Origin of the sequence: Devosia sp. ZB163 (genome assembly GCF_028613635.1) — a bacterium.
In the GTDB taxonomy this organism is placed as follows: domain Bacteria; phylum Pseudomonadota; class Alphaproteobacteria; order Rhizobiales; family Devosiaceae; genus Devosia_A.
Genome location: NZ_JAQRMY010000001.1, coordinates 415,888 through 435,657, shown reverse-complemented (window position 1 = coordinate 435,657; position 19,770 = coordinate 415,888). Strand labels below are relative to the sequence as shown.

Here is a 19,770-nt window from a genome sequence, read left to right as displayed (position 1 = left end):
AGGCCGTCAGCTCCGGCGCCGCTCGATCGCATCCCAGATCAGCACCGCGATGTCGGGGCCGCCGAAACGCTTGATTTCGCGGATGCCGGTGGGCGAGGTCACGTTGATCTCGGTCAGGTAATCACCGATCACATCGATGCCGACGAAGATCATGTCGCGGGCCTTGAGCGCCGGGCCGATGGTGGCGCAGATCTCGCGCTCGCGCGCCGTCAGCTCCGAAAGTTCGGGCCGGCCACCGACATGCATGTTCGAGCGCGCCTCGCCCTCGGCGGGCACGCGGTTGAGGCCGGCTACGGGCTCGCCATCGACGATGATGATGCGCTTGTCGCCCTTGCGCACGTCGGGCAGGTACTTCTGCACCATGAAGGGCTCGCGGAAGCTCTGCTCGAAAAGTTCGATCAGCGAGTTGAGGTTCTGGTCGCCCTCCTGGATCAGGAAGACGCCGGCGCCGCCGTTGCCGTAGAGCGGCTTGAGGATGATGTTGCCGTGCTCGCGCCGGAAATCGCGGATGAGCGCGCGGTCGCGCGTCACCAGCGTCGGCGGCATCAGTTCCGGGAACTCGGTGACGAGGATCTTTTCGGGCGCGTTGCGCACCGCCGCCGGCGGATTGACGACGAGAGTATGCGGGTGGATGCGCTCGAGCAGGTGCGTGAGCGTGATGTAGTTCATGTCGAACGGCGGGTCCTGGCGCATCAGGACCACGTCGTAGGCCGAGAGGTCGGCCCGGGCGAACTCGCCGAGCGCAAAGTGCTCGCCCTTGGGCTTGTCGAACACCTTGATCGGCGCCAGTTCGGCCGAGACCTTGTTGTCGCGCAGGGCCAGCGACTGGGGCACGTAGTAGTCGACCCTGTGCCCGCGCTCCTGCGCCTCGAGCATCAGCGCGAAGGTCGAATCCCCCTTCGGATTGATGGTCTCGATGGGGTCCATCTGCACGGCGATCTTGAGAGACATGCCCTATTCCTGGCTGGCGTCGAAGGCGCCCTTCACATGGCGCGGCCACGCCCAGGGCGCAAGGAAAATCACGTCGAAGCGGAGGGGCGCCGCGGCCAGTCCGGGATGGCGGCCAACATAGTGCTGGGCGGCGCGGGCGATGCGGCGCGTGTTGACGGCCTCGAGCGCCAGACCCAGTTCGCCCGGGGTCTTGCGGGCCTTCACCTCGACGAAAACGGTCGTGCCGAAGCGGCGGGCGACGAGGTCGATCTCACCCACCGGTGACTTCACGCGCTGCTCGACGATGCGGTAGCCCTTGAGCCGCAGGTACCAGGCCGCCAATGCCTCGCCGCGGCGCCCGAAGATTTCGGCACCGAGCCGTTCGGTCCGGGTCCGGTTATTCCTCGGCCTTGAGGGCGAGAGCCGCATCGTAGACTTCCTTGCGCTTTAGGCCATAGCGGCTGCTGATCTCGTCAACGGCGGCCCGCAATGGCTGCGCCGCCAACGCCTCCGCGAGCGCGGCCTGCCAATCGGCTTCCTCGACGACGAGGCCGGCGCCGCCACCGACGAGGATCACCGCCTCGCCCTTGGTCTCGACTTCGGCAAAGCGCGCCGCGAGTTCAGCGAGGCTGCCGGTCTCCACGCGCTCGAAGCGCTTGGTCAGTTCGAGCGCGACCGCTGCCGGCCGCTCGCCCAGGATTTCCGCCATGGCGGCGAGCGTGTCGGCGACCCGGCGCGGCGATTCGTAGAAAACCAGCGTATCGGTTCGCCCCTTGAGCGCCGCGATGGCGTTGGCCCGCGCGCCCGCCTTGGCCGGCAGGAAGCCGAAAAAGCCGAAGGCATCGGTGGGCAGCCCCGCAATGGCCAGCGCCGCGAGGAGCGCCGACGGGCCCGGCAGGGCAAAGACCGGCAACCCGGCCTCGCGTACACCGCGGACCAGCGGAAAACCCGGATCGGAGAGCAGTGGCGTTCCCGCGTCCGATATCTGGGCAACCGCCCGACCTTCGCCGATCGCCGCCACGACCTCGCCGATGCGGGCGCGCTCATTGTGCTCGTGCAGCGAGCGACGCGCCGTGCGGATACCGTAGTGGTCAAGAAGCGTCGCCGAATGGCGCGTGTCTTCGCACAGGATCAGGTCGGCGGCGGCAAGGGTCTCGAGCGCCCTCACGGTGATGTCCTTGAGGTTGCCGATGGGAGTCGCAACGACATAGAGCCCGGCCGCAAGCGGTGGCGCGGCGAACTCGTTGCCGGCGATGAAAAAACTGTGCGGCCGCTCCAACGCGCGCCCCCGAAACTTAAGGCAAGGTTAAGCTCGGCCTTTATGAGCCGGGCCCGATTCTGTATAGACGCCCAATGGCGGCACCGGGCGCAAGAGTGCTGGACTTCGCGAAGGTTGGGCAAGTGAGAAGTATGAAAAGCGCGCAGGCGCTGTCAGGACTCAGGGTGGTCGGGCTGGGTCTTGCTGCTGCGGCGCTGCTTTCCGCCTGCTCGCCCGGCAGCTTCAGCTTTGGCCCGGGAACTGGGGGCGGCGCACAGACCATGCCGACCGCGGCAGGCAAGAGCTTCGGTCGCGGCCCCGTGCACGTCGCCTTGTTGCTGCCGCTCTCGGGCGATCCCAACCTCGCAGGCGTCGGCCAATCGCTGGCCAATGCGTCGGAACTCGCCATCCAGTTCGTCGAGACCAACCCCAATATCGGGGAGAATATCACCGTCGTCCTCAAGGACACTGGAGCTTCGACAGCGGGCGCGACGCAGGCGGCGCAACAGGCGCTCGGCGAAGGCGCGAGCCTGATCCTCGGACCCCTGCGCGCCGACCAGGTGACGGCGGTCGGCCAGGTAGCCAAATCCGCCGGCGTGCCGGTGATCGGCTTTTCCAACAACTCAGGCGCCGCGAGCCCGGGCGTGTACCTCCTCAACGTCCTGCCCGAGAGCGAGGTCAAGCGCTCGATGGGCTACGCCAAGAAGCTGGGCAAGAAGGCGTTTGCCGGCATCTTCCCGACCACCGATTTCGGCCGCATCCAGGAAGGCGCCTTCCGGCAGGCCGGCGCCGATCTCGGGCTCAACGTGCGGGCCGTCTACAACTTCTCCTCGGAGGCCGAGGCCCGCAACGTCGTGACGCAGATCGTGCCGATGCTGCAGTCGGGCCAGATCGACACGATCTTCATCCCCGACCGGGCGACGGCGCCGAGCTTTGCCAACCTCCTCAACGAAGCCGGGATTGCTCCGGGCAAGGTCCAGTTTGTCGGCTCAGCCGATTGGGACGGCGACCCCTCGGTCCTCAACACCACGACGCTGGCGGGGGCGATCTTCCCGGCCGTCGACGATGCCGGCTACAATGCGCTGCTGCCCGAGTACCAGAGCAAGTTCGGCTCGGCGCCGCACAAGCTCGCAACGGTCGCCTACACGGCGACGATCCTCGCCAATGCCGGCTCGCTCGCCAATGGCACGCCGCGCTACGACCGGGCGCAGCTGACGCTGCCGGCCGGCTTCAACGGTCGCGACGGCGTGTTCCGCTTCCTTGCCGATGGGCGCAGCGAGTATGCACTGGTGATCAAGCAGGTGGCGATCGGCAGCGCCAGCGTGGCGGAAGCCGCCAAGCTCTAGGCCTCAGACGCTACGTGACTGCGAGATCTCCTGGCCGCAGGCGATCACCATGCGCAGCGCGGCGTCGCAGTCGGGTGCCGAGCGCACGTCGAGGCGCTCCGAATAGGGGCAGGTGAACACGGCGAGGATCCGGCCCATCGGCCCCAGGATCGGGGCCGACAGGTTGTTGACGCCGGCGATCTGCAGGCTCTGCATGTTCTCGTAGCCCTGCTCGCGCACACGGCTCAGCCGCGCATCGAGGGCCGCGGTCAGCGTTTCGGGCGGATCCTGTTCCTCGAGCATCAGCCGGCGTTCCTCGGGTGACGCGAAGGCGAGCGTCACGTGGCCGGAGCCGGTATCGACGAGGCCGATGCGCGAGCCGACGCGGATCGAGACGTTCCAGTATCCGGGTCCATCAACCTGCGCAGCGACGACGAGGGCGCCGCGATCATAGGTTGCGAGGTGGCAGGCCTGCTGGGCATCGCGGGCGAAGCGCCGCATGACCGGCAGGGCCTGGCTCAGGAGGCGCTGGAGCGGCGGACGGGCATAGGCGAGTTCGAACAGCTTGAGCGTGACCTCATAGCGGTCGGCCGCAGTGCGTCGCACGTAGCCGCGACGGACCAGCCGGTCGAGCATGCGGTAGATCTCGTTGGGAGAACGTTCGAGCGACTTGGCGATCTCGGCCTGGCTCAGTCCCTCTTCGGTGCCGGCCAGCAGCTCGAGGATATCCAGGCCCTTGTCGAGGGCCGGGGCGCGGTACTTCTCCAGTTCGTCGGCCTCGGACAAGCCCCCTCCCTTCGGCGCAATTGACGCCTCGCGGACTGCGTGCTTACTCACGAATAGTCTCTTCACATATGCACAACAAGCGGCATCAGCCGGGGCGCCGGGTTCAGAACCCACGCGCGACTTCTAGGGAGAATTCCATGGCCGACCTCAGCGGAAAGATCGTCCTCATCACCGCAGCGGCGCAGGGCATCGGCCTCGCCTCCGTCCACGCCTTCGTGAAGGCCGGCGCCAAGGTCATCGCCACCGACGTCAACGAGGCCAAGCTCAAGGAACTGGACGGCACCCCGGGCGTCACGACCCGCATTCTGAACGTTCTCGACACGGATGCAGTCAACCAGGCGGTCAAGGAAATCGGCCGTATCGACGTGCTGTTCAACTGCGCCGGCGTGGTGCAGTCGGGCACCATCCTCGAGATGCCCGACAAGGACCTCGAGTTCGCCTTCGACCTCAACGTCTGGGCGCAGATCCGGGCCATCAAGGCCGTGCTGCCGCAGATGCTGGAGCGTCGCGACGGCTGCATCATCAACATGGCGACGGTTGCCTCGTCGGTCACCGCCGTGCCGAACCGCGCCGCCTACACCATCTCGAAGGCCGCCGTGATCGGGCTCACGAAGTCGATGGCCGCCGACTATACCGACAAGGGCATCCGCGTGAACGCCATCTGCCCGGGCACGGTGGAATCGCCATCGCTGCACGACCGCTGGCGCGCCACCGGCGATTTCGATGCAGCGAGGAAGGCCTTCATCGCCCGCCAGCCGATCGGCCGTATCGGCCAGCCGGAAGAGGTCGCCGACCTCGCCGTCTATCTCGCTGGGGCCACCTACACCACCGGCCAGACCCACATCATCGACGGTGGCTGGACGGCCTAAGCCGACCCCACCTCTGCTTCGGCAAAGCCCCGTGCGACCGGCGCCACACAGGTGCCGCTCGCCTCGAGCTGATGCGCGACCCTGAGGCAGATGTCCTCACGCCAGGGCGCGGCGATCACCTGGACGCCGAGCGGCAGCGCCCCGTCCTCGAGCCACACCGGCACCGAGACGACCGGCAGGCCGATGAACGAGATCGGCTGGGTGAAGATGCCCATGTGCGGGCGCAGCGGCATCTCGACGCCACCAAAGCTCGCCGTCTTCTGGCCGATCAGCGGCGCCGTCATCGGCGCTGAAGGCGCGAGGATGACATCCACTTCCGTGAACAGCTTCAGTACCTTGTCGCGGTAGGCGCGGCGGAACTTCTGCGCCCGCTCGATCCAGACGGCGGGCAGCATGGCGCCGGCGAGCAGCCGGTCGCGAACCTCGGGATCGAAATCATCAGGGCGCGAGCGCAACCGGTCGAGATGCAGCGCCGCCCCTTCGGCCATGGTGATGAGGAAGGCCGCCGCCCGCGCCGCCTGGGCATCGGGAATGGTCACGACCTTGGTGGCGTCGAGGGCCTTGGCGACCTTCTGCACATGGGCCTGGGCCTCGGTCGAGCCGGTGAAATAGTCGCCCGCGACGGCTATGCGGCGCCCGGGAACCGGGTGCTTGAGGCGCGCGGCCGTTGGCTCGTTGACCCGCTTGCTCTGGGCCGGATCGGCCTCGTCGAAGCCCTGCATCGCATCATAGACGAGGGCGAGGTCCTCGACCGAGCGCGCGAACGGTCCGAGGTGATCGAGGCTCGAGACGAAGGGGAAGGTATGGGCCCGGCTCAGGCGCCCATAGGTGGGCTTGAGGCCGAAGAGACCGCACAGCGAGGCGGGCACGCGGATCGAGCCATTGGTATCCGAACCAAGGCTCAGCGGAACGAGCCCGCCGGCGACGGCGCTCGCCGAACCGCCCGACGAGCCACCGGTCATCCGGTCGAGGGCATGGGGGTTGCGCGAGGGGCCGTCATGGGCGTTCTCGCCAGTGAAGTCATAGGCGTACTCGCCCATGTTGAGCGCTCCGACGAGCACCGCCCCTGCCGCTTCGAGGCGGGTGACGAGGGTGGCGTCGGACGTCGCCGGGGCGTTGTCGCGGTTGATCTTCGAGCCGGCGCGGGTGACGAGGCCACGAATGTCGTAGAGGTTCTTGACCGCGAAGGGGACACCCGCCAGCGGCCCGGGATCGCCGCCTTCGGCGAGCTTCGCATCGACCCTGTCGGCCGTTTCGAGGGCGCGCTCGGCCGTCACCTCGGTGAAGGCGCCCAGCATGGGATTGTGCCTGTCGATGCGCTTGAGGGCCGCCTCGATGACGGCGCGGGCCTTGATCCGGCCAGCCTTTACGTCGCCGGCGATCTCGGCTGCGGTCGCGCTTGCCTTCATGCGCGGTAGACCGGCGCGGGCTCGGCGTCGTCCTCGAGCTTCATCTGCTCGACCAGCGCCGCCATCTTGCCCGCCGTCTTGAGGTTCGCCTTGATCCCGGCGCGGTGCTCGGGCGCGACCTGCAGCTGCAGGAGAGGCGCCGTCGCGTCGATCAGCGCATCGGCATCGAAGGGTTTGTAGGCCATGGCGGGTGACGCTCCCAGTCTCTGGTGCAATGTGCGGTCGCCCCGACCGCTCATGCCCGATTGCCGATTATCCCAGCACGATCAGGCCCGTGCGGCAAGCCGCGCGGCCGTCGCCTAGTCCGCGAAGCGGCCAATAGAGTAAGCCGAGTAGCGCTCGTCCGTAGCCTCCGCCACGAGCTCGGCGATCATCTTCGCGGTTTTGGCCGACTGGCTGAGCCCATAGTGGCCGTGGCCGACAGCGTAGAATACGGCCGGATGCCGGCCCGAGCGCGAGATCACGGGAACCGAGTCCGGCATCGACGGCCGATGCCCCATCCATTGCGCGCCGTCGGCGCCCGTGAGTTCCGGCAGCACCGCCGAGCTGATCTCGGCCATCTTGCGCCAGCGGGCGGGATTGGGCGGCAGCTCGGTGCCACCGAGTTCGGTCCAGCCGCCGACGCGCAGTCCGGGGCTCAGCGGCGTCGCGACGACACCGCGGTCGCCGAAGACCAGCGGACGGTTGATCAACCCGGAGCGACCGGGAAAGGTGATGTTGTAGCCGCACTCCGCCTCGACCGGCAGCTTCTCGTCGAGCGCCGCTGCCAGCGGCCGGGACCAGACGCCCGCCGCAACCAGCGCCGCGTCGAAGCTCTGGTGCTCGCCATCGATGATGACGGCAACGCCTTCGCCTTCCGGCACCAGGGCGGTCACGGCCGCCTCGCGGAAGGCAATGCCGCGCTGCTGGCCGGCCCGGAACAGGCCGGTCACGACCTCGAAGGGATCGGTGACGATGCCCCAATCGTCCGAGATCACCCCGCGAGCGAAGACCGGCGCAAGGTTGGGCTCGAGGTCACGAATGGCAGCCTCGCCGACGAAATGGGAGGCAAAGCCCTCGTCGATGCGGCGCTTCCAGTGGCTGCGCACCGACATCCAGCTCGCTTCGCTCTCGTAGAGATAGAGGGCAGGCGCGCGACGGAGCATGTGCCCGATGCCGGCGCGGGTCCACAGCGCCTCGGCGTCGTCGACCGCCCCGCGGTTCATGCCGATCAGCGCCCGGATGCCACGCTCATAGGCCTCGCCATAGCTCGAACGCCAGAAGCGCCAGAGCCACGGCGTCACCTTGCCGAGATAGGACGCCGGGATCTTGAGGGGACCCTCGGGGTCCATCAGCATTCGCAGCCCGGTCAACCCGATCCCCGGCTCCGCGAGCGGGAAGATGCCGGAGCCGACCACGTGCCCGGCATTGCCGAAGCTCGGGCCGGTGCGCCCAGGCTCGGCCCGGTCGAACAGCGTCACCCGATAGCCGCGCTCCATCAGCGCGAAGGCGACGCTGGTGCCGACGATGCCGGCACCGATGACTGCAATGGTCGCGTTGGGCGGGAGCGGGCGCATCAGTTGAGCAGGTCGAACGCGTCGCCCCAGGTGTCGGCGACGGAATAGCCATTGGGGTAGGGATCGGACGGATCCCAGCCGACCTGGTGGATGCCGTGGATCCAGCCCCGGCCCGAGATGGTGGGGACGATCGCTGGCCGGCCGGCAACGGTGGTGTCGGCGGCGTAGGTGACCTCGAAGGTCGAATCGATGATCGAGCGGGCCGTGAAGCGATCGCCGAGCCTGGCCTCGCCGCGCGCGGCGGCTACCGCGAGGCGTGCGGAATTGCCGGTGCCACAGGGCGAGCGGTCGATGCGCCCGGGCGGCAGGATGGTGGCGCCCTTGAGCTCGCCCCTTTCGTTGCGGCCGGTGAACATGGTGTAGGCGATGCCGCGGATAGCCTCGATCTCCGGATGCCGGATATCGAGCTTCCGGTTGATGGCGCGGTGGATGGCCGTCCCCGCCTCGACGAGGCGCTTGGCCATGTCCGGCCGAATCTCGAGGCCGAGCTGGGCAGCGTCGATGAGGCCGTAGAAGATGCCGCCATAGCCGATATCGACCCTGACCTTGCCCAGCCCCTCGACATCGATGTCGACGTCGAGCTCGTGGGCGAAGGAGGGGTTCATCGTCAGGGTGACGCGCTCGCACTTGCCGTCATGGCACTGGGCGCGGGCCGTGACGAGGCCGGAGGCGGTGTCGATCCGCACCACGGTCTCGGGCTCGGTCATCTTCAGCATGCCGGTCTCGAGCAGCACCGTGGTGAGGCAGATCGAGTTCGATCCGCTCATCGCATGTGCCTTGTCGCCCTGGAGGACGAGGAAGCCGATATCGGCGTCGGGCCGCGTGGGCGGGAAGATGAGGTTGGTGCTCATGGCCGCGGCGCCGCGCGGCTCGAACACGAGGAAGCGGCGCAGGCTGTCGTCGACCTCGTTGAGATGGTTCAGCTTGTCGGCAATGGTCGCGCCCGGCACGTCGATCACCCCGCCGGTGACGACGCGGCCCACCTCGCCCTCGGCATGGGCCTCGACCATGGTCACCGTTCGCTGCCAGCGCATTGCCTGCTCCTTGCTGGCGACCGTCGTAGCGCACCGGATCGTCGACACGGAAGCGGGAAATCCGGTTCCCTGCGCGCAAACCGAGATTCCCGCTTTCGTGCGACCGGCATCGTGGCATAACCAGCCACGGATCACGGAGCGAGCAGAGCATGTGGCAGGGCGTCTACCCGGCATTGACCACCAAGTTCACCGAGGATGACCGCCTCGATTTCGAAGAGATGGAGCGCTGCTTCAAGATCGTCGTCGATGCCGGCGTGGACGGGCTCATCGCCTGCGGCTCGCTCGGCGAGGGTCCGATGCTCAACCATGACGAGCGGATCGACGTGCTGAAGGCCGTGCAGCAGGCCGCCGCGGGCCGTCCGACGCTCCTCACCATCTGCGAGCCCGGCACCCGCGAAGCCTGCCGGCTCGCCGAACGCGCCGCGAGGGAGGGCGCCTCAGGGCTGATGATCGTCCCGAGCCCGATCTATTTCACCAACCGCGACGAGACGATCGCCAATCTCAAGGCCATCGCGGCGGCCGGCGACCTGCCGGTGATGATCTATTCCAACCGCATCGCCTATCGCGTCGACGTGACGCCCGAGATGATGGTCGAGCTGGCCGAGGACCGGCGCTTCGTCGCCATCAAGGAAAGCTCCGACGATATCCGGCGCACCACCGAGATCTTCAACCTGTTGGGCGATCGCTACGACGTCTTCACCGGCGTCGATAACCTCGCCTTCGAGGCCTTCGCGGTTGGCGCCGTGGGCTGGGTCGCGGGGCTCGTCACCGCGTTTCCGCGCGAAACCGTGGCTGTCTGGAAGCTGTTCCGGGCCGGTCGCCGCGACGAGGCGCTCAGGATCTACCGCTGGTTCCGGCCGCTGCTCGATCTCGACGTGTCGAGCTATCTCGTCCAGAACGTGAAGCTTGCCGAGGCGCTCGCGATCGGCACGAACGAACGGGTCCGCATGCCGCGCATGCCCCTGGCGGGCGATGTCCGCGCGCGCGCCGAGAAGATCATCCGCGACGCCATCGCGACCCGCCCGGAGCTGCCGCAGCTCTAGCGCCAGTTCCTGTTTTGTACTTGCGCGGTTTTCGCGTAAGTTGCGCCCGTTCCAGCCTGGGATTTCAAATGGTCGACTACGTCATTGCTCAGCCGCCGCAGGCCGCCGTCCCCGTTGCCGGCGGGGGGCTCTTTCCGGTCCGCCGCATCTACTGCGTGGGCCGCAACTATGCCGAACACGCGCGGGAGATGGGGCATGACCCCAATGCGGAGCCGCCGTTCTTCTTCGCCAAGCCGGCTGACGCGGTCGTCACCGATGGCGCGGACGTCCCCTACCCGCCCCGGACTGAGAACTTCCACCACGAGATCGAACTCGTTGCGGCCATCGGCGCGGGCGGCAAGGACATTGCCGTCGCCGACGCCATGTCGCATGTCTGGGGCTACGCCGTCGGCATCGACCTGACGCGCCGCGACCTCCAGGCCTGGGCCAAGAAGGGTGGCAAACCCTGGGAAGTGTCCAAGGGCTTCGACCATTCCGCCCCGATCGGCACCATCGTGCGGGCCGAGGGCATCACAACCCCGCTCAAGGGCGCGATCGAGCTCAGGGTCAACGGCGAGACGCGGCAGTCGGCCGACATCTCGGACATGACCTGGGACCTGCCGCACGTGATCGCCGAACTGTCGAAGTACTTCGAGCTCTTCCCGGGCGACCTGATCATGACCGGCACCCCCGCGGGCGTCGGCGCCGTGGTCAAGGGCGATCGGCTCGAGGGCTCGATCGCGGGCATCGGCACCGTGGAGTGCCGCATCGTCTGATGGAGTGGTCGCCACAACAGGATGAGGCGCTGCAGGCGGTCTCGAGCTGGATCAAGGACAAGTCGGGCAAGCAGGTGTTCCGCCTGTTCGGCTGGGCCGGCACGGGCAAGTCGACGCTCGCCCGCCACCTCGCCCAGGGCGTCAAGTCGGTGAAGTACGCCGCCTTCACCGGCAAGGCGGCCATGGTGATGCGCAAGTACGGCGCGCGCGGCGCCTCGACCATCCACAGCCTCATCTACACGCTGGTGTCCGACAAGGAGGGCGAGCCCAAGTTCGCCCTCGATCCAGAGAGCGAGGCAATCACCGCCGACCTCATCGTCATCGACGAAGTGTCGATGGTCGACGAGAACCTCGGGCGGGACCTCCTCAGCTTTGGCACCAAGGTGCTGGTGCTGGGCGATCCGTTCCAGCTGCCGCCGGTGCAGGGTGCCGGCTTCTTCACGGCCGACGAGCCCGACTACATGCTGACCGAGATCCACCGCCAGGCGGCGGACAATCCGATCATCCGGATGTCCATGGAGATCCGCGAGGGCGGCTACCTCGAGCACGGCCGCTATGGCGAGAGCCTCGTCATCCCGCGCGGCGACGTCGACCGCGAGGCGGTTATGGCTGCCGACCAGGTGCTCGCCGGCCGCAACAAGACGCGCGTCGCCTACAATGACCGCATCCGAGAGCTCAAGAACCTGCCGGCGCACGAACCCGTTGCCGGCGACCGGCTGGTCTGCCTCAGGAACAATCCGATCAAGAAGCTGCTCAACGGGCAGATCTGGACGGCCGCCGAGGTCAAGAAGCGCTCCAACGCGCGCTACTCGATGACGCTGGACCCCGACGAGGTGACCGGCGCCAAGGCCAGCCAGGCCAAGGTGGTGACCCATGCCGCGTTCTTTTCGGGCGAAGAGGATGCGCTGAGCTGGCCCGAGCGCCGCCAGTACGACGAGTTCACCTTCGGCTACTGCCTCACCGTGCACAAGGCGCAGGGCTCGCAGTGGGACAATGTCTATCTGTTCGACGAGAGCTTCGTCTTCCGCGAGGACCGGGCGCGCTGGCTCTACACCGCCGTCACCCGCGCTTCGGACCGCATCACCGTCGTCACCTGAGGCCGGTGCCCCGATTCATCGCCATTCGACGATATGACCTCCCCTTGGGACGCGCGCTGGTCTAGGGTCCGCGCCCGAGACGCATCCAGCTGGAGGAAATCATGGACTATCGCTTGCTTGGCCGATCCGGCCTCAAGGTTTCGGCGCTTTCGATCGGCACGGCCACATTCGGCGGCGATGGCCTGTGGGGCGATACCGACCTCAAGGATGCGCAGCGCCAGATCGACTTGTGCATCGACCACGGCGTCAACCTGATCGACACGGCCAACGTCTATTCCAAGACCATCTCGGAGACGATCATCGGCGAGGCGCTCAGCGACGGCCGCCGCGACCAGCTGCTGATCGCCACCAAGGTGCGCTTCGCCACCGGCACCGGCCCCAATGATCGCGGCCTCAGCCGCTGGCACATCATTCGCGAATGCGAGAACTCGCTGAAGCGGCTGAAGACTGATGTCATCGACCTCTACCAGGTGCATGAGTGGGACGGGCAGACGCCGCTCGAGGAGACGCTCGACGCGCTCGATACCCTCGTCCGCTCCGGCAAGGTCCGCTACATCGGCTGCTCCAACTACTCGGCCTGGCACCTGATGAAGGCGCTCGGCGTCTCGGACGCCCACAACTACCAGCGCTTCGTCTCCCAGCAGATTCACTACACGCTCCACTCGCGCGAGGCCGAGTTCGAGCTCGTGCCGGCCGGGCTTGACCAGGGTGTCGGCGTTCTCGTGTGGTCGCCGCTCGCGGGCGGCTGGCTGTCGGGCAAGTACACGCGCGACACCAAGCCGACCGACGGGCGCCAGGTCCGCGGCTTCAAGGAGCCGCCGATCTATGATGCGGAGCACCTGTGGAAGATCGTCGACGTTCTCAACGAGGTGGCGGGCGCGCACGGCGTGTCGGGCGCACAGGTGGCGCTGGCCTGGCTGCTGCAGCGGCCGCTCGTCGCCTCGGTGATCGTGGGCGGGCGCAACTTAGCCCAGTTCGAGGACAACCTGAAGGCCGCCGAGCTGAAGCTCACCGACGACGACGTCGCGCGCCTCACCGAGGTCAGCCAGCCCAACCTGATCTATCCCTACTGGCACCAGAGCTTCACCGCCCAGGACCGCATGGGCGCGGCCGACCTGGCTCCACGGTGCCTATGCGGGCCAGAAGTAGCGATTTATCTTGAACCCGTTCGTCAACTTAACTTGACGAAGTTTAGAACTGTTATAATCTAGGGGCAGATGACCCAGGCGATTCCGGCCGATCTCCCAGCGATCGGCCGCATCCCTGGCAAAGGAAGGGCGGGGCAGCATCCCGCCCTTGACCGGAGCCCCTGATGCGACTGACACGTCAATCCAACTACGCCATTCGCGCCCTGATCTACTGCGCGGTGAACGACCCCGGACTGAGCCGGGTCGCCGACATCGCCAAGGCGCACGGCATTTCCGAGCTCTTCCTGTTCAAGCTGATCAAGCCGCTGGTCGAGCACGGCCTCATCGAGACCGTGCGCGGCCGTCGCGGCGGCATCAAGCTCGGCCGCCCGGCCGAGGAAATCACGCTGCTCGACACCGTCCGGCTGACCGAGGAGAGCTTCTCGATGGCCGAGTGCTTCGAGGACACGGACATCACGTGCCCCCTCGCCGACAGCTGCGACGTGAATGCGGCGCTGCGCGAAGCGCTGGGTGCGTTCTTCAGCGTGCTCGAGAGCCACACCATCGCCGACCTCGCGTCCAAGCGCCGGTCGCTGCGCCAGCGCCTGGGCCTCAACTACGAGGACATGGAGCCGGTGCTGGTGGCGCAGGCCGCGCACTGAGCCGACGAAAAAGGCGGATACCGGACTGACTCCAAAAGTCCGGCATCCGCCTCTCTTCGCCGCACACGCCCCGACCCGGAGGGGCGCTTTCAACCTGTGCGGCGGAGTCTCTCTCCGGGATACGCGATCGGCGAGCGTGTAAGGGCCAGGCCAGCGGGCCCTCGAACGCGCGCCGGGTGAACGTGTCGTTCACGAAACAGCGCGGTTTTGCGCCTCGTTCTTTGAACCGTTTGTGATCCGGCCGTTTAGCCACGGTTCATTCATCTTTGTGGCAGAGCAGCGCGCTACTGGCCCCGCGTTGATCTCGCCGCCCCGGCATGCTCTATGCCGCCCGACCCCCTAGGACACCGGACTGTCGCCCATGGCCGCCGCGCCCATTCTTTCCTTGCAGGAGATCAGCCTCCGCATCGGCTCGACCCAGTTGCTCGAGGCCGCGGAGATGTCGCTGCTGCCGGGCGAGAAAGTGGCCCTGGTGGGTCGCAACGGCTCGGGCAAGTCGACGCTGCTGAAGATCGCGGCAGGCGAGATCGACCCGGATGGCGGACGGCGCTTCATCCAGCCCGGCGCCACGATCCGCTACCTGCAGCAGGAGCCCGACCTCTCGGGCTTTCCCAACGTGCTGGCCTATGTGGAAGCCGGCATGCAGGCCGGCGACGACCACTATCGCGCGACCTACCTCCTCAACCACCTGGGGCTCACCGGCGAAGAAGACCCCAGGCGCCTCTCGGGCGGCGAGGCCCGCCGCGCCGCGCTGGCGCGGGTGCTGGCGCCCGAGCCCGACATCATCCTCCTCGACGAGCCGACCAACCATCTCGACCTGCCGGCGATCGAGTGGCTGGAGAACGAGCTGATGAGCATCCGCTCGGCGCTCGTGATCATCAGCCACGACCGGCGCTTCCTTTCCGACCTCACGCGCTCGACCGTCTGGCTCGATCGCGGCACGACGCGCCGGCTCGACAAGGGGTTCGGCGGCTTCGAGGAATGGCGCGACCAGGTGCTCGAGGAGGAGGAAACTGCCCGCCACAAGCTCGACCGCCAGATCGTGCGCGAGGAGCACTGGCTCACCTATGGCGTGACGGCGCGGCGCAAGCGCAACGTGCGCCGGCTCGAGGGCCTGTTCAACCTGCGCCAGGAGCGGCGCGACCTGAAGCGATCGGTCGGCGAGGTGCGGATCTCGGTGGCCGAAGGCGAGACGTCCGGCAAGCTCGTGGTCGATGCCAAGGAGATCTCCAAGGCCTTCGGCGAGCGCGTCATCGTCGAGGATTTCTCGACCCGCATCATCCGCGGCGACCGGGTCGGCATCATCGGCCCCAACGGCGCCGGCAAGACCACGCTGATCAAGCTGCTCACGGGCGAGCTTGCGCCCGACAGCGGCACGGTGAAGCTCGGTTCCAATCTCGAGCTCGCATCGCTCGACCAGCGCCGCGCCTCGCTGTCGGCAGACATGACGCTCAAGGAAGCGGTGACCGGCGGCGGTTCGGATACGCTGGTGATCAACGGGCAGCCCAAGCACTTCATGGGCTATCTCAAGGACTTCCTGTTCGCCCCCGAGCAGGCCGGCACGGCCGTCGCCAAGCTCTCGGGCGGCGAGCGCGGCCGGCTCGTCCTCGCGCGCGTCCTCGCGCTGCCCTCGAACGTCCTCGTCCTCGACGAACCCACCAACGATCTCGACCTCGAGACGCTCGACCTGCTGCAGGAGATGCTGGGCGACTACCCGGGCACGGTGATCGTGGTCAGCCACGACCGCGATTTCCTCGACCGGGTCGCGACTTCGGTCATCGTCGCCGATGGCGGCGGACGCTGGACCGAGTATCCGGGCGGCTATTCCGACATGGTGACGCAGCGCGGCTACGGCGTGACCGCGCCCGAGGCGCCGGCCAAGGCCAAGGCGGAAAAGTCGGCCGCCGCGCCTGTCGCCCCACCGGCGGCCCGGCAGAAGCTGAGCTTCAAGCAGAAGCACGCGCTCGAGACCCTGCCCAAGCAGATCGAGAAGTTCGAGGCCGAGATCGCGCGCCTGAACAAGGTGCTGGCCGACCCCAATCTCTATGTCCGCGATCCCAAGGCCTTCACCGATGCCGGCAAGATCCTGGAGAAGGTGCAGGGCGAACTCGGCAAGGCAGAAGACGAATGGCTGGAGCTCGAGGCGCTGCGCGAGCAGATCGAGGGGTAGGAGCTCTCGACTACAATTGCCTGACGCGCTAAATCCGGTTGAAGCGATTCAATCGGAGGGAACCATGCAGTATCGCAAGCTCGGCAATTCAGGCGCCGTGATCTCGGCGCAGACACTCGGCACCATGACCTTCGGGGCCGAGGCCGACGAGGCGACCTCCTTTGCGCTCATGGACGACTATGTCGCCGCCGGCGGTAACTTCCTCGACACGGCGGACGTCTATTCGGCGGGCAAGTCCGAGGAGATCGTGGGGCGCTGGCTCAAGGCGCGACCGGAAGCTGCCCGCGAGGTGCTGGTCACCACCAAGGCGCGCTTTCCCATGGGCAAGGGTCCGAACGACCTCGGCCTGTCGCGCCGGCACCTCGGCGTCGCGCTCGATGACTCGCTGAGGCGCCTGGGCGTCGAGCAGATCGACCTCTACCAGATGCACGCCTTCGATGCCCTGACCCCGCTCGAGGAGACGCTGCGCTTCCTCGACGACGCGATCCGCAACGGCAAGATCGCCTATTACGGCTTTTCCAACTTCATCGGCTGGCAGATCACCAAGGCGGTGTTCCTCGCCAGGATGGGCAACCTCGCGCCGCCGGTGACGCTGCAGCCGCACTACAACCTGCTCGTCCGCGACATCGAGCACGAGATCGTGCCCGCCTGCGCCGATGCCGGCATCGGGCTCCTGCCCTGGTCGCCGCTCGGCGGCGGCTGGCTCACCGGCAAGTACCGGCGCGACCAGATGCCGACCGGTGCGACCCGGCTGGGCGAGAACCCCAATCGCGGCCAGGAGTCCTACGGTCCGCGCAACGCCCAGGAGCGGACCTGGCGCATCATCGGAACGCTCGAAGCGGCGGCCAAGGAACTCGGCGTCTCCATGGCGCAGGTGGCCCTCGCCTGGGTCGCCGACCGTCCGACGGTGACTTCGGTGATCCTCGGGGCCCGCACGCGCGAGCAGCTCGCCGACAACCTCGGCGCCGCCGACCTCGTCCTGCCCGACGAGATCCGCACCCGCCTCACCGAGGCGAGTGCCCCGGAAGTCGCGGACTATCCCTACGGCAAGGGCGGCGTCGACCAGCGGCACCGGAAGGTCGAAGGCGGACGCTGACGCGCCTCGCCACACCAACGCCTGGGTCCCCGGGTCAAGCCCGGGGATGACGGAGTGCTTCTGGCCTAGGCGGTGCAAGGGGCAGTGCGCGCCCTATATCCGCCGTCATCCGCGGGCTTGACCCGCGGCCCCAACTATCCCACGCGCCAACACGCCGGCCGGCTCAGTACCAGAGCTCCGGCTCATGCAGGATCTGCAGGTTTTCGGCCGGCTCGCCCTGGATGCGGCGCAGCAGCAGCTCGCCCATCTGCTGGCCGGCGAGGGCGGTGTCCTCGAAGATCGCGTCCACCCGCGGCCGGACCTGGCTGAAGATGCCCGAGGTCTGCTTGACCACGACGTGCACGTCCTCGCCGATCTTCCTGCCGGCATCGGTCAGGCCGGCCATGACCGAGAGCGCCGCGGCATCGCCCGTGCAGATGAAGCCATCGGGCGAATCGGGTTCGGCTGCGCGGCGCATGGCGGCGAGGCGGATATCATCGGCCGTATTGTCGAGCGTGGCGCCCTCGAGGATCTCGAAGGTGAGGCCGGTCTCGCGGATCGCGGCCATGAAGCCGTCCTTGAGGTGATGGCCAAAGCTGAAGCGCATGGGCGGCAGGATGATCGTCACCTTGCGGCAGCCCTTGGCCTTGAGGCGCATCACGGCGTGATGCGCAAAGGCATAGTTGTCGTAGTCGACATAGGGGTGCGGCGAGGGAAAGGCCGTGCGCCCGTGCGAGACGAACGGGAAGTCCTCCTCCATCAGCAGCTTCACCCGGTCGTCGTCGGGCTGGGTGCGGGAGAAGATCACGCCGTCCGCCGCCTTGTTGCGCAGGAGATAGCGGATCGGGTCGATCGGCGCGCCGTTGGTGAACATCGGCGTGATGACGAGGTGGTAGGACGTGCCGCGCAGGGCCTCGGTCAGGCCCGAGACCATGGACTGGCCGAAGCCGAGGATCTCGTCGTGCGGATCGAGGATCAGGCTGATGACATGGGTGCGGCCGGTCTTCAGGCGCAGCGCCGTGCGGTCGGGCACGTAGCCGACTTCGGCCGCCACCTTCTGGACGCGGGTGCGCGTCTCCTCGCTCAGCTCCGGCGCATTGTTGAGGGCGCGCGAGATCGTCGTGATCGCGAAGCCGGTCATTTCGGCGATGGTTCTGAGCGTCGGCCTGCGGCCGGGCTTCAAGGGTGTCGCGCCCTCGACAGGACGCGGCTTGCCGCGCTTCTTGTCGCGCGTATCAGTCTCGGCCAAGGGTGTCCTCCCTCAAGCAGTTGGGGCCTTCTCGCGAGGTCTTCCAACGCCGTAGGTGCAGCTTCTGGGTCCGCTCGAGTTCACCTCAACAGACTATGCAATCGATTTCAAGAGGGAAACCCCGCAGGTGTCCGACAGCCGGCATACTTTCGTCGGGACCCGTTGCGGGCCGATCGGCGGCGCGCCATCATGGCCCATGCTGTTCCGCAAGACAGACCTCGAAGCGATCTTTGCCGGCGAGCGCACGCTGGCCTTCCGGCGCTGGAAGAAGCCGACGGTGAAGGTGGGCGGAACCGTGCGGACGCAGCTTGGCCTCGTCGGCATCGACGCGATCGAGGCCATCGAGCCCGGGAGCGTCACCGAGGACGAAGCGCGGGCGGCCGGCTATCGCGACCGCGCCGGGGTCATCGCCATGTTCGAGGGCCAGGAAGGCACCTGCTACCGCATCCGGCTTCACCCCGAGGGAACCGACCCGCACGACGCGCTGCGCGAATCGCTGCCCGATGCGGCCGAGATCGAACGGCTGTCGCAAAAGCTCGCCAAGCTGGACAAGTCAGCCGGCGCCGCGTGGACGAAACAGGCCCTCAAGCTGATCGCGGAGCGCCCGGGAATCGTCTCCACGAGCCTCGCCGAGGCGGCGGGAATCGAGCGCATGCAGTTCAAGGACAACGTGCGAAAGCTCAAGGCGCTCGGACTGACGATCAGCCTCGATGTCGGTTATCGTTTATCGCCGCGCGGCGAGGCGCTCATCGCCACGCTCTGACATTTTCCGTCGCTGCGACGCGCGGGGGCAGGAAATTTCACTTCGGTCCTAGTGGTTTGGAACGTCGCGATCTGGCGAAACGGCCGGCCGCACCCTATCTTCCCGAGCATCGCTTCGCGTTGGAATCGACCAAAGCCGGATAGACCTGCGGCGGACGGTGCCATAGAAGAGTCGCGTGGCGGACTCTGGTTCGTCACAGAAAAGCTGCGGGGGTCGAACCACAATCGGTCCTCATCGAATCACCCACGGCCCGATGGCCCCTTCCGGAAAGGAGACGAAAATGCACTTCGCACTTCGCACCACTCTCCAAACCGGGATCATCGGTAAATGGGTAGATCGCTCCAGCGGGTGTTGCCGACCCAAACGAATGTGACCGCTGTCACCTATTCGTCTCACACTTCAGGTAACACCCCGGCCGTTGCTAGCGACGTGCCGAATGGAGGTACTCCATGCAGCATGCCCATTTCGAAAAGCCCCATAGCGCCAAGCCCATAGCGGTCGATATCGACGGCGAGCCAAAGGGCGTCCTCGTTGCACACGAGGACGGCTTCAGGTTCCTCGCGGTCAAGCTCGACGCCTTCGGCGTGGACGGCAAGATCTTCAAGTCGGTCGCTGCGGCCGAGGCGGCGGTGCGCGATTCCCTGCGGCCCGAGGCCTGAGCC

The 19,770-nt window shown here is 67.2% G+C and carries 20 protein-coding genes; 11 read left to right on the top strand and 9 right to left on the bottom strand.

Annotation, left to right across the window (positions count from 1 at the left end):
* Window positions 1-6 precede the first annotated feature (6 nt).
* Genes gshB through rsmI form a run of 3 tightly spaced genes read right to left on the bottom strand, consistent with a single transcriptional unit; the run spans window position 7 to window position 2,209 of the window.
* The gene (gene gshB, locus PRN20_RS02155) at window positions 7-951 is read right to left on the bottom strand and encodes a glutathione synthase (protein WP_273955406.1); all 945 of its coding nucleotides are present in this window, start codon (window positions 949-951) and stop codon (window positions 7-9) included.
* A 3-nt stretch (window positions 952-954) separates the two neighbouring features.
* Window positions 955-1,359: a YraN family protein gene (locus PRN20_RS02150; protein WP_273955405.1), complete on the bottom strand. Its 405-nt coding sequence runs from the start codon at window positions 1,357-1,359 to the stop codon at window positions 955-957.
* On the bottom strand, window positions 1,328-2,209 hold the full coding sequence (gene rsmI / locus PRN20_RS02145) for a 16S rRNA (cytidine(1402)-2'-O)-methyltransferase (protein WP_273955404.1): 882 nt from the start codon (window positions 2,207-2,209) through the stop codon (window positions 1,328-1,330). Before rsmI ends, PRN20_RS02150 begins: the two co-directional genes overlap by 32 nt.
* Before the next feature lie 131 nt (window positions 2,210-2,340).
* On the opposite strand from rsmI, the gene PRN20_RS02140 reads away from it, so the two are divergent.
* Window positions 2,341-3,534 (top strand): penicillin-binding protein activator, encoded by a 1,194-nt coding sequence (locus tag PRN20_RS02140; protein ID WP_273955403.1) that lies wholly within the window; start codon window positions 2,341-2,343, stop codon window positions 3,532-3,534.
* A gap of 3 nt (window positions 3,535-3,537) precedes the next feature.
* Here PRN20_RS02140 and PRN20_RS02135 read toward each other — a convergent pair whose 3' ends face one another.
* Complete coding sequence (locus tag PRN20_RS02135) at window positions 3,538-4,299, bottom strand: IclR family transcriptional regulator (protein ID WP_273955402.1); 762 nt, start codon at window positions 4,297-4,299, stop codon at window positions 3,538-3,540.
* A 137-nt stretch (window positions 4,300-4,436) separates the two neighbouring features.
* Here PRN20_RS02135 and PRN20_RS02130 point away from each other — a divergent pair, with 137 nt between their 5' ends.
* Window positions 4,437-5,168, top strand: a complete 732-nt coding sequence (locus PRN20_RS02130) for an SDR family oxidoreductase (protein ID WP_273955401.1) — start codon at window positions 4,437-4,439, stop codon at window positions 5,166-5,168.
* On the opposite strand, the gene PRN20_RS02125 is transcribed toward PRN20_RS02130, so the two are convergent.
* The 4 genes from PRN20_RS02125 to PRN20_RS02110 all read right to left on the bottom strand — a co-directional run bounded on the left by PRN20_RS02125 (window position 5,165) and on the right by PRN20_RS02110 (window position 9,167).
* Window positions 5,165-6,577, bottom strand: a complete 1,413-nt coding sequence (locus tag PRN20_RS02125; protein WP_273955400.1) for an AtzE family amidohydrolase — start codon at window positions 6,575-6,577, stop codon at window positions 5,165-5,167. The genes PRN20_RS02130 and PRN20_RS02125 overlap by 4 nt on opposite strands.
* Window positions 6,574-6,762, bottom strand: a complete 189-nt coding sequence (locus tag PRN20_RS02120; RefSeq protein WP_273955399.1) for a DUF4089 domain-containing protein — start codon at window positions 6,760-6,762, stop codon at window positions 6,574-6,576. The genes PRN20_RS02125 and PRN20_RS02120 overlap by 4 nt, the downstream gene beginning before the upstream one ends.
* 114 nt (window positions 6,763-6,876) lie before the next feature.
* Window positions 6,877-8,133 carry an NAD(P)/FAD-dependent oxidoreductase gene (locus tag PRN20_RS02115; RefSeq protein ID WP_273955398.1) on the bottom strand — a complete coding sequence of 419 codons (1,257 nt, stop codon included), beginning with the start codon at window positions 8,131-8,133 and terminating at the stop codon, window positions 6,877-6,879.
* Window positions 8,133-9,167, bottom strand: a complete 1,035-nt coding sequence (locus tag PRN20_RS02110; protein ID WP_273955397.1) for a proline racemase family protein — start codon at window positions 9,165-9,167, stop codon at window positions 8,133-8,135. Before PRN20_RS02110 ends, PRN20_RS02115 begins: the two co-directional genes overlap by 1 nt.
* A 149-nt stretch (window positions 9,168-9,316) precedes the next feature.
* On the opposite strand from PRN20_RS02110, the gene PRN20_RS02105 reads away from it, so the two are divergent.
* The 7 genes from PRN20_RS02105 to PRN20_RS02075 all read left to right on the top strand — a co-directional run bounded on the left by PRN20_RS02105 (window position 9,317) and on the right by PRN20_RS02075 (window position 17,117).
* The gene (locus PRN20_RS02105; RefSeq protein ID WP_273955396.1) at window positions 9,317-10,210 is read left to right on the top strand and encodes a dihydrodipicolinate synthase family protein; all 894 of its coding nucleotides are present in this window, start codon (window positions 9,317-9,319) and stop codon (window positions 10,208-10,210) included.
* A gap of 68 nt (window positions 10,211-10,278) precedes the next feature.
* Window positions 10,279-10,965: a fumarylacetoacetate hydrolase family protein gene (locus tag PRN20_RS02100; protein ID WP_273955395.1), complete on the top strand. Its 687-nt coding sequence runs from the start codon at window positions 10,279-10,281 to the stop codon at window positions 10,963-10,965.
* Window positions 10,965-12,062, top strand: coding sequence for an ATP-dependent DNA helicase (locus PRN20_RS02095; protein WP_273955394.1), 1,098 nt, complete (start codon window positions 10,965-10,967; stop codon window positions 12,060-12,062). The genes PRN20_RS02100 and PRN20_RS02095 overlap by 1 nt, the downstream gene beginning before the upstream one ends.
* Before the next feature lie 101 nt (window positions 12,063-12,163).
* A complete protein-coding gene (locus tag PRN20_RS02090) occupies window positions 12,164-13,273 on the top strand; it encodes an aldo/keto reductase (RefSeq protein WP_273955393.1) in 1,110 nt (369 codons plus the stop codon).
* 101 nt (window positions 13,274-13,374) lie between these two features.
* Window positions 13,375-13,851, top strand: a complete 477-nt coding sequence (gene rirA, locus PRN20_RS02085) for an iron-responsive transcriptional regulator RirA (RefSeq protein ID WP_273955392.1) — start codon at window positions 13,375-13,377, stop codon at window positions 13,849-13,851.
* 361 nt (window positions 13,852-14,212) lie between these two features.
* Complete coding sequence (locus PRN20_RS02080; protein WP_273955391.1) at window positions 14,213-16,021, top strand: ABC-F family ATP-binding cassette domain-containing protein; 1,809 nt, start codon at window positions 14,213-14,215, stop codon at window positions 16,019-16,021.
* Between the two features lie 64 nt (window positions 16,022-16,085).
* Window positions 16,086-17,117, top strand: a complete 1,032-nt coding sequence (locus PRN20_RS02075) for an aldo/keto reductase (protein ID WP_273955390.1) — start codon at window positions 16,086-16,088, stop codon at window positions 17,115-17,117.
* A 163-nt stretch (window positions 17,118-17,280) separates the two neighbouring features.
* Here PRN20_RS02075 and PRN20_RS02070 read toward each other — a convergent pair whose 3' ends face one another.
* Window positions 17,281-18,279 (bottom strand): LacI family transcriptional regulator, encoded by a 999-nt coding sequence (locus tag PRN20_RS02070; RefSeq protein WP_443112538.1) that lies wholly within the window; start codon window positions 18,277-18,279, stop codon window positions 17,281-17,283.
* Between the two features lie 193 nt (window positions 18,280-18,472).
* On the opposite strand from PRN20_RS02070, the gene PRN20_RS02065 reads away from it, so the two are divergent.
* Both PRN20_RS02065 and PRN20_RS02060 read left to right on the top strand, forming a co-directional pair.
* Window positions 18,473-19,108, top strand: coding sequence for a hypothetical protein (locus PRN20_RS02065; RefSeq protein WP_273955388.1), 636 nt, complete (start codon window positions 18,473-18,475; stop codon window positions 19,106-19,108).
* A gap of 449 nt (window positions 19,109-19,557) precedes the next feature.
* Complete coding sequence (locus PRN20_RS02060) at window positions 19,558-19,767, top strand: hypothetical protein (RefSeq protein WP_273955387.1); 210 nt, start codon at window positions 19,558-19,560, stop codon at window positions 19,765-19,767.
* Window positions 19,768-19,770: the final 3 nt, after the last annotated feature.

What these genes read in the sequence shown, in the direction of transcription:
- gshB (WP_273955406.1), bottom strand. Translation starts at nt 951, where the DNA reads ATGTCTCTCAAGATCGCCGTGCAGATGGACCCCATCGAGACCATCAAT.
- PRN20_RS02115 (WP_273955398.1), bottom strand. Translation starts at nt 8,133, where the DNA reads ATGCGCCCGCTCCCGCCCAACGCGACCATTGCAGTCATCGGTGCCGGC.
- PRN20_RS02095 (WP_273955394.1), top strand. Translation starts at nt 10,965, where the DNA reads ATGGAGTGGTCGCCACAACAGGATGAGGCGCTGCAGGCGGTCTCGAGC.
- PRN20_RS02080 (WP_273955391.1), top strand. Translation starts at nt 14,213, where the DNA reads ATGGCCGCCGCGCCCATTCTTTCCTTGCAGGAGATCAGCCTCCGCATC.
- PRN20_RS02060 (WP_273955387.1), top strand. Translation starts at nt 19,558, where the DNA reads ATGCAGCATGCCCATTTCGAAAAGCCCCATAGCGCCAAGCCCATAGCG.
- PRN20_RS02110 (WP_273955397.1), bottom strand. Translation starts at nt 9,167, where the DNA reads ATGCGCTGGCAGCGAACGGTGACCATGGTCGAGGCCCATGCCGAGGGC.
- PRN20_RS02120 (WP_273955399.1), bottom strand. Translation starts at nt 6,762, where the DNA reads ATGGCCTACAAACCCTTCGATGCCGATGCGCTGATCGACGCGACGGCG.
- PRN20_RS02105 (WP_273955396.1), top strand. Translation starts at nt 9,317, where the DNA reads ATGTGGCAGGGCGTCTACCCGGCATTGACCACCAAGTTCACCGAGGAT.
- PRN20_RS02140 (WP_273955403.1), top strand. Translation starts at nt 2,341, where the DNA reads ATGAAAAGCGCGCAGGCGCTGTCAGGACTCAGGGTGGTCGGGCTGGGT.
- PRN20_RS02130 (WP_273955401.1), top strand. Translation starts at nt 4,437, where the DNA reads ATGGCCGACCTCAGCGGAAAGATCGTCCTCATCACCGCAGCGGCGCAG.
- PRN20_RS02090 (WP_273955393.1), top strand. Translation starts at nt 12,164, where the DNA reads ATGGACTATCGCTTGCTTGGCCGATCCGGCCTCAAGGTTTCGGCGCTT.
- PRN20_RS02075 (WP_273955390.1), top strand. Translation starts at nt 16,086, where the DNA reads ATGCAGTATCGCAAGCTCGGCAATTCAGGCGCCGTGATCTCGGCGCAG.
- PRN20_RS02100 (WP_273955395.1), top strand. Translation starts at nt 10,279, where the DNA reads ATGGTCGACTACGTCATTGCTCAGCCGCCGCAGGCCGCCGTCCCCGTT.
- rirA (WP_273955392.1), top strand. Translation starts at nt 13,375, where the DNA reads ATGCGACTGACACGTCAATCCAACTACGCCATTCGCGCCCTGATCTAC.
- PRN20_RS02150 (WP_273955405.1), bottom strand. Translation starts at nt 1,359, where the DNA reads ATGCGGCTCTCGCCCTCAAGGCCGAGGAATAACCGGACCCGGACCGAA.
- PRN20_RS02125 (WP_273955400.1), bottom strand. Translation starts at nt 6,577, where the DNA reads ATGAAGGCAAGCGCGACCGCAGCCGAGATCGCCGGCGACGTAAAGGCT.